Source organism: Halodesulfurarchaeum sp. (assembly GCF_036626455.1).
Lineage (GTDB): Archaea > Halobacteriota > Halobacteria > Halobacteriales > Halobacteriaceae > Halodesulfurarchaeum.
This window is the reverse complement of sequence record NZ_JAZKRK010000060.1, coordinates 1-7,231: the sequence shown is the minus strand read 5'-3', so window position 1 is coordinate 7,231 and position 7,231 is coordinate 1. Positions and strand designations below refer to the sequence as shown.

9 protein-coding genes are annotated in these 7,231 nt (G+C 60.9%); 5 read left to right on the top strand and 4 right to left on the bottom strand.

Going from position 1 to position 7,231, the window contains the following annotated elements:
• Nucleotides 1–760 (top strand): DUF6517 family protein (locus V5A26_RS10975; protein ID WP_332321468.1); only part of this gene is annotated, 760 nt, incomplete at its 5' end.
• 167 nt (nt 761–927) lie between these two features.
• Here V5A26_RS10975 and V5A26_RS10970 read toward each other — a convergent pair.
• Nucleotides 928–1,755, bottom strand: a complete 828-nt coding sequence (locus V5A26_RS10970; RefSeq protein WP_332321467.1) for a PspA/IM30 family protein — start codon at nt 1,753–1,755, stop codon at nt 928–930.
• Nucleotides 1,756–1,836: 81 nt separating this feature from the next.
• Between V5A26_RS10970 and V5A26_RS10965 the strand changes: the two genes are divergently transcribed.
• Genes V5A26_RS10965 through V5A26_RS10955 form a run of 3 tightly spaced genes read left to right on the top strand, consistent with a single transcriptional unit; the run spans nt 1,837 to nt 4,728 of the window.
• Nucleotides 1,837–3,474 (top strand): CTP synthase, encoded by a 1,638-nt coding sequence (locus V5A26_RS10965; protein WP_332321466.1) that lies wholly within the window; start codon nt 1,837–1,839, stop codon nt 3,472–3,474.
• Nucleotide 3,475: 1 nt separating this feature from the next.
• The gene (gene guaA / locus V5A26_RS10960; protein WP_332321465.1) at nt 3,476–4,393 is read left to right on the top strand and encodes a glutamine-hydrolyzing GMP synthase; all 918 of its coding nucleotides are present in this window, start codon (nt 3,476–3,478) and stop codon (nt 4,391–4,393) included.
• Nucleotides 4,394–4,395: 2 nt separating this feature from the next.
• Nucleotides 4,396–4,728 (top strand): DUF7126 family protein, encoded by a 333-nt coding sequence (locus V5A26_RS10955; RefSeq protein ID WP_332321464.1) that lies wholly within the window; start codon nt 4,396–4,398, stop codon nt 4,726–4,728.
• Here V5A26_RS10955 and V5A26_RS10950 read toward each other — a convergent pair whose 3' ends face one another.
• Nucleotides 4,729–5,367, bottom strand: a complete 639-nt coding sequence (locus V5A26_RS10950) for a helix-turn-helix transcriptional regulator (RefSeq protein WP_332321463.1) — start codon at nt 5,365–5,367, stop codon at nt 4,729–4,731. It abuts the gene before it with no gap.
• 152 nt (nt 5,368–5,519) lie between these two features.
• On the opposite strand from V5A26_RS10950, the gene V5A26_RS10945 reads away from it, so the two are divergent.
• Nucleotides 5,520–6,377 carry a VOC family protein gene (locus V5A26_RS10945; protein ID WP_332321462.1) on the top strand — a complete coding sequence of 286 codons (858 nt, stop codon included), beginning with the start codon at nt 5,520–5,522 and terminating at the stop codon, nt 6,375–6,377.
• Between the two features lie 7 nt (nt 6,378–6,384).
• Here V5A26_RS10945 and V5A26_RS10940 read toward each other — a convergent pair whose 3' ends face one another.
• Nucleotides 6,385–6,990 carry a MogA/MoaB family molybdenum cofactor biosynthesis protein gene (locus V5A26_RS10940; RefSeq protein WP_332321461.1) on the bottom strand — a complete coding sequence of 202 codons (606 nt, stop codon included), beginning with the start codon at nt 6,988–6,990 and terminating at the stop codon, nt 6,385–6,387.
• Nucleotides 6,991–7,013: 23 nt separating this feature from the next.
• On the bottom strand, nt 7,014–7,231 hold a 218-nt coding region (locus V5A26_RS10935), incomplete at its 5' end, for a Mov34/MPN/PAD-1 family protein (RefSeq protein ID WP_332322510.1).

Here is a 7,231-nt window from a genome sequence, read left to right as displayed (position 1 = left end):
GGCAACCGGACGGTCGATTCCGGGCTGGCCATCGGGCGGAACTGATGGGGGGAAGGTGCTGGTTATTGCTGGCGACCAGTCAAACGAGGTGGATGGGGGGTCTGAGGAAACTCTGCTGGGAACCGATATGGGGCTGCAACCGGCGAATGCAGGAGAGGAGATCCCAATGGCTGACACCCGTTTTGCCATCGTCGATGCCAAAAACCCGTCACTGGGCGAGGACCGTTTGCAAATGGAAGGGTCCGAAACCGTCAGCTCGGAGACCCTCTTTGACGCTGGGGCCCCCGCTCCATTGGCGGGCGCGACGTTCAGTCTGGGAACACTCTCGACGCCGGACGTGTCGGTCGCAGGACAATCGGCGAACCCGCTTGGGTCGATGGACACCACGGAATTGCTCCAACACGACACGGCCCGGAAAATCATTGTCCGCGCGGGGCTTACTGACGGTGTTACGGCCGAATGGATTGATGGGCCTCGCGAAGTGAGCGGGGAGTACGAACCGCAGACGGTAACAGTGTTAGATACCGATTCCACTCTCAGGAGCTTCGTCGGCGTTGTCAGCGGTACGGATGGCCCCTGGGCGGTTGGAGTACACGTAGCGAGAGTGATGGCGGAAGACCGCGTTGTCGTCGCTGGCGTTCATCGGCATCCGATCGGTTCGAGAGAAACGGGCTTTGAAACTGGGGATGGGTGGCGACAAACGATTTCCAGGGCCCGGGATTATATGGACACAGCCTGTGGCAGACTGCAGACGCTCTGAGTGGGCGCTCCCGGACGTCGTTCCAGAAAGCGGTATCTAAGTGGTGTTCTGGACTGGTGCTGGTCCCCGTCCGAATTTCTCGAAGATTTGAAGAACGATTCCACCCGAAAATCGGTTCCCGCGATCCCTCGACAATCCGCCTTCCTACTCGACTGCGACGCCTGGATTCAGGACTCTTCTGATTCCCCCCGCAACTCCTCGAGTTCCGCCTCGACTTCCGATTCGTCGACCTGGGCCTCGAGTTCGGCTTTGACTTCCTCGGCTTGTTCCTCCTCCGGCGTCGCCGGTTCCGTCTCGGTTTTGCCCTCGGCCTCGCGGAGTGTTTCCATCTCGGCTTCGAGTTCGCGTTCCTCCCGGCCGGCCTCGAGTTCGCGGTCGATCTGGTCCTGGTCCGAGATCGCACTGTCCAGCACCCCCCGTTCTTCGAGTTCGTCCAGGGCGGAGGCACGGGCCTCCATCTCCTCGGTTTTCTCGGTTGCCTGCTCGATCGACCGGTTGACATCCTCCATCTCGTCGCCGACGCCAGTGATGGCCTCAGACACGCGAGTCTGGGCTTCAGCGGCTTCGTAGCGGGCCTTGACGGTCTCCTTTTTCGTCTTGAACTCGTCGATCTGGCGCTTGAGATCGGCCTTCTTCTCTTCGAGTGAGGACTGGGTCGATTCGAGTTCGTGAACCTGGGTCGCCAGATCCTCGACTTGTGACTGCTTTGCCTGTTTCTTTTCGAGGGCGCGTTTGGCCAGGTCCTCACGATCCTGGGCCATCGCCTCCCGAGCCTGGTCGTTGTGCTTCTCGATGTTCTCCTTCAGCCGGTCCCGCTGGACCTCGAGACGTTTCTTTTGGGCGGTGATATCCGCGATCCCTTTCTCGACATCGGTAAGCTCGTCCCGCATCTGCTGGTACGAATAATCCAGGGTCTCTTGGGGGTCCTCGGCCCGGCCGATGAGTGCGTTGAGCTTTGAGCGAACGAGAAAGGACAGACGTGAGAGCAGTCCCATGGGGGCCGGTAACGGCTCCACCGTTAAAACGTTCGCTCCCTCGTCCGAAATGGTTTTGCCCGCCGCTACCCCACAGTCAGTATGCCGACAGAGACCGGATACGACCCCTCGTTGGGGAACAAGTTCATTTTCGTCACTGGCGGGGTGATGTCGGGCCTCGGGAAGGGGATCACGGCGGCGAGTTTGGGCCGTCTGCTCGAGAATGCGGGCTTTGACGTGACGGCGGTCAAGATCGATCCGTACCTCAACGTCGACGCGGGCACGATGAATCCCTATCAGCACGGGGAAGTCTACGTCCTCAAGGACGGGGGCGAGGTCGATTTGGACCTGGGGAACTACGAACGGTTCCTCGACATCGACATGACCTTCGATCACAACGTCACGACGGGGAAGGTCTACCAGCACGTCATCAATCGTGAGCGGGCGGGGGACTATCTCGGGAAGACCGTCCAGATCATCCCTCATATCACCGACGACATCAAACGGCGCATTCGCGAAGCCGCCGAGGGCCACGACATCTGTCTCGTGGAAGTCGGGGGCACGGTGGGTGACATCGAAGGGATGCCGTTTCTCGAAGCGCTCAGGCAGTTCGTCGACGAGGAACCCGAGGAGGACGCCCTGCTGACCCACGTTACGTTGGTTCCGTACGCCCCCAATGGCGAACAGAAGACCAAACCGACCCAACACAGCGTGAAGGAACTCCGTTCGATCGGGCTCCGACCGGACATCATCGTTGGCCGGAGTGACGAGCCGCTTGAAGAGGAAGTCCGGGAAAAAATCGCGCTCTTCGGGGACGTTCCAACCCAGGCGGTCTTCTCGAATTACGACGTCCCTGACGTCTATGAGGTTCCGTTGTTGCTCGCCGACGAGGGGATGGACGAATACGTGATGGACAAACTGGACCTCACGGAGCGAGCGATTCCTCGTGCACATCGCAGCACGCAATGGCGCGACCTGGTGACCCAGGAGACAGACACCGAACTGGACATCGCGCTGGTCGGCAAGTACGACCTCCGTGACGCCTACATGTCTGTTCGGGAGGCCCTGAAACACGCCGGTCTGAACCAGGGCGTCGACGTGAACGTCCAGTGGGTCGAGGCCGACCGGATGGACGATGGGGACGAAACACGACTCTCAGACGCCGACGGTATCGTCGTTCCGGGTGGTTTTGGCAGCCGTGGAGTGGAAGGGAAGATGGAGGCGATCACCTATGCCCGGGAGAACGATATCCCATACCTGGGCCTGTGTTTTGGCTTCCAACTGGCGGTCATCGAGTACGCTCGCAACGTGCTCGGACTCGAAGCCGCCCATTCCACGGAGATCAACGATTCGACACCGGACCCGGTGATCGACCTGCTGCCGGATCAGTACGATCTGGAGGACCTCGGCGGTACCATGCGACTGGGCGCCCACGAAACACAGATCAAATCTGACTCCCTGGCCCACGATATCTACGGCGAGGAGTCATGTATGGAACGCCACCGCCATCGCTACGAGGTCAATCCCGAGTATATCGAGACGCTGACCGAGGGCGAACTGCGGTTCTCCGGCGAGGCAGGGAACCGAATGGAGATCCTGGAACTCGAGGATCACCCGTTCTTCCTGGGGACCCAGTTCCACCCGGAGTTCCGGTCGCGACCGACCCGGGCGAGCCCACCCTTTGTTGGCTTTCTGGAAACGATATTGGAAGTAGCGACACCGGCCCAGGAGGTGGTCTGAGATGGTGGACGTCGATTCGTTCATCGAAGACGCAATTGCGGAGATCGAGACAGAATTGGGCGATGAAACTGCCATCATCGCGCTTTCGGGCGGCGTCGATTCCTCCACGGCCGCCGCGTTGGCCTACGAGGCAGTGGGCGAGCAACTGGTCCCAGTGTATGTGGACACGGGCTTGATGAGAAAGGAGGAGACCGCGGGCATCCGGGAAACCTTTGCCCATATGGACACGCTACGCATCGTCGATGCGCAGGGCCGGTTCCTCGACGCTCTCTCCGGAATCATGGACCCAGAGGAAAAGCGCCATGCCATTGGCAAACAGTTCATCCGGGAGTTCGAGACGGTCGCCAGGGAAGTCGATGCCTCGATGCTCGTCCAGGGCACGATTTACCCCGACCGGATCGAGAGCGAGGGGACGATCAAGTCCCACCATAACGTCGGAGGCTTGCCGGAGGTCGTCGATTTCGACGGTATTGTCGAACCGATGCAGGACCTCTACAAGGACGAGGTTCGGGAGGTCGCGCGGGAACTGGGACTCGACGAAGTGGTGTCCGAGCGAATGCCCTTCCCCGGCCCGGGCCTGGCCGTCCGCGTGCTCGGCGAAGTGACTGAGGAGAAACTTCGAGTGGCTCGTGAAGCGACGGCCGTCGTCGAGGACGAACTGGACGAATACGAGCCCTGGCAAGCCTTTGCGGCCGTGCTCGGTAAAGCGACCGGCGTCAAGGGTGACAACCGGGTCCACGGCTGGATCATCGCCGTCAGGTCGGTGGAAAGCCGGGACGGCATGACCGCCCGAGCGCAACCGCTCGATTGGGACGTGCTTCAGCGTATCCAGAGCCGGGTCACGGGCCAACTCGACTCGGTCTCACGGGTCGTCTACGACGTCACGCACAAACCACCGGCTACGATCGAATACGAATAAGCATGACACACGCACTCATCGTCGGCCCCGACCGGGGTCTCGAAACGGCTCTTGTGGACAACAGCGTCCAAACCACGCAGGTCCCAACCCCCGTGACAGAAGCCGACCTCAACGAGGCCGGACTTGCGGAGACAGCGTTGCTGTTCGTGACGGATGCAGGTGAGGCGGCGGCGATTCCGGTTGCAAAACGAAACCAGCCGGCGGTTCGAATCGTCTGGTATGCTCCGGACTCGGTCCCGGAGTTCGTCACACGGCAGTTGGATTTAGGAGTCGACCCGTCGCTGATCGATCCGGACGTTCTCATCGAGGAGCAACTCCTCGCACTAGACACTTGATCAGCGTTCGTCCGAACCGCGTTCGTCGATCTCTTCGCCCGGGTATACGCGGAACGTCCGGCCCTGTGTTTCCTTATAGATCAGCCCTCGCTGTTCCAGTTCCGACAGCGTCTGGCTGACCTTGCTCTTCGAGAAATCAGACCGGTCACGGACCTCGATCTGGGTGACCCCTGGCGAGTCAATCACCGGTTCGAGCACTCGTCGCTCGTCTTCTGGAAGGTACTGGAGGAGTTCTGTGTGTTCGGCCGGTCCGGTTTCGGAACTCGCACTGGTGTCCGTTGGGTTGACCTGTTCCTCGGTACCCGTATCCTGGGGCTCAGGGGCTGGCTCCGAAACCTGAGTGGCGGTTTGAGCTCCCGCACTCCCGTTTACCGTCGGCTCACTGCTGGGTGCGAGCAGGTCCTTTCGGATGAACAGATATCCCCCACCGATGAGGGCCGCGAGGAAGATGGCACCGAGGAGGAACACGGTTGGATCGGTTCCGTAACTCCCCATGCCGCCGTCCATCATCGAATCCATCATCGAATCGTTCATGCTTGTGGTCGGTTGCTGGGCGGCCTGGAAACTCCAGATGGCACCAAAAAGGAGGATTGCCCCAGCCACAATGGCGACCAGTTTATCTGCGACGTCTCGGTCCATTATCTCCGAGTCCCCGTTTTCTCGGGCTTCGGACGGTCCACTTTCATTACCCGTTCTATGGACGACCTCCTTTAGGATGTTTTCTTTGCCGGTTACTGTCGACGTTGCCTCAATCCGGAGGGCCAATAGGCTGGGGTGTCCTACGCTATTTCATGACCGAGCACGCTTCCAAACTGCCGTTGGCGACACGACCGGGTCGAGTGGCCCTCGCGGTCGAGGATCTCTACGGGACGAGTTCGTTTTACGAGGACGTCGTCGGATTGAACCTCTTTGACTACACGGAAACGACGGGGACACTCGGGGTGGAGGAGACGCCACTCGTCAAACTCAAAGACGGTGGCGACCGCAGTCTGCGAACGGACGCCCAGGCTGGGCTCTATCACGTCGCCTTCGAGTATCCTTCCCGGAGCGCCCTCGGCTCGGCCCTCGAGCGGGTCGAGAGTTTCTACGAACTCGAGGGCGCGACTGACCACGGCGTGAGTGAGTCGCTATATCTCACGGATCCAGCAGGCAATGGCGTTGAACTGTTCGTGCCCGGCAAACGCGACGAGTGGCCGACGAACGATGCTGGAGAGGTCGTCATGGAAACGGACCCCCTCGACCTCGACGACCTCCGCGCCGCCGGTGCGGGTGAGACCAACGCGCCAGCCGAAACTCGGGTCGGTCATTTCCACCTGGAGGTGACTGCCCTCTTTGGGGCGACAGAGTTCTACCGCGACGCTCTCGGCCTCCCGCTGGCCAGGGAGATCGGGGACATGGCGCGGTTTTTCTCGACTGGCGACACGCATCACCAACTGGGCGTGACGAATTACCTGGGTCGGACCGAACCGGCCACCGGACGAGGGGTCGACTGGATCGAATTCCTCGTGCCGGATGCGGGCGTGGTGTCGGAAACGGCACAGCGGTTCGAAGCGGCTGGTGTTGATGTCGAGGACCGGTCTGCCGGTATCGCTGTAACTGACCCCGACGGTATTGGGGTTCGCGTGCGGCCTGACCCGGCCGGCGACTAGGTGTCCGTCAGTCTTCGTGTCGTGCGAGACCGGCCAGATGGCCGATTTCCGGGAGAATGATCGACTCCATAGCAAGCGTGACCGCGTCCTCGCTGCCTGGCAAGACGAAGATGGGAACCCCATGGGCGATTCCCCCGGTCGCACGCGAGGCGATGACTTTCGAGCCGATATCTGCGGCTGACTCCCGGCGGAAGAACTCCCCGAATCCTGGCAGGTGTTTGTCGAAAAGCGGGCCGATCGCGTCGACGGTTACGTCATCCGGGGTTACCCCGGTGCCGCCGGTCGAGACGAGAACGTCAACATCTCGTCGCTCGACCAACTGATCGGCGATGGCCTGAATCCGGTCAAAGTCGTCGCCTACGAGTTCCCTTGTCACCACTCGGTGGCCCTTGGACTCGAAGGCGTCCCTGATGGCGTCCCCGCTGGGATCGGCGTCGAGCGTACGGGAGGACGAGACCGTCAGCACGGCGGCTCCGACGGACTCGAGGTCTTGGGCGTGGTGGTCGTGCTTGGTTTCCTCCGCCGTCGGTTCTGTTTCCTCCTGTTCGTCCCGATCATCGTTCTCCGATTCGTCCTCGTCGCGGTGGGTGTCCCGTTGCTGAAAATCGACCATGGGCGCGCTTCGCTCTCAGCCTCCTAAGTGCTATCGCCGTCTGTCGGCTTGGTCTGGACTGCGATCTGTTTCGGTTCGAATGCTTCTCCGGTGAACAGCCATGCGCCAATTTCAGGCTCGCTCCCACTAAGCGAAACGATGACGGTGTATGTATCGGTCCAGCGGGCAGTGTCGAGGTCGGTTGCACTCGGTTCGTTCGGTCCGTTGGGATGGGAGTGATAGAAGCCGATTAACTCCACCC

What these genes read in the sequence shown, in the direction of transcription:
- V5A26_RS10955 (WP_332321464.1), top strand. Translation starts at nt 4,396, where the DNA reads ATGACACACGCACTCATCGTCGGCCCCGACCGGGGTCTCGAAACGGCT.
- guaA (WP_332321465.1), top strand. Translation starts at nt 3,476, where the DNA reads ATGGTGGACGTCGATTCGTTCATCGAAGACGCAATTGCGGAGATCGAG.
- V5A26_RS10970 (WP_332321467.1), bottom strand. Translation starts at nt 1,755, where the DNA reads ATGGGACTGCTCTCACGTCTGTCCTTTCTCGTTCGCTCAAAGCTCAAC.
- V5A26_RS10950 (WP_332321463.1), bottom strand. Translation starts at nt 5,367, where the DNA reads ATGGACCGAGACGTCGCAGATAAACTGGTCGCCATTGTGGCTGGGGCA.
- V5A26_RS10945 (WP_332321462.1), top strand. Translation starts at nt 5,520, where the DNA reads ATGACCGAGCACGCTTCCAAACTGCCGTTGGCGACACGACCGGGTCGA.
- V5A26_RS10965 (WP_332321466.1), top strand. Translation starts at nt 1,837, where the DNA reads ATGCCGACAGAGACCGGATACGACCCCTCGTTGGGGAACAAGTTCATT.
- V5A26_RS10940 (WP_332321461.1), bottom strand. Translation starts at nt 6,990, where the DNA reads ATGGTCGATTTTCAGCAACGGGACACCCACCGCGACGAGGACGAATCG.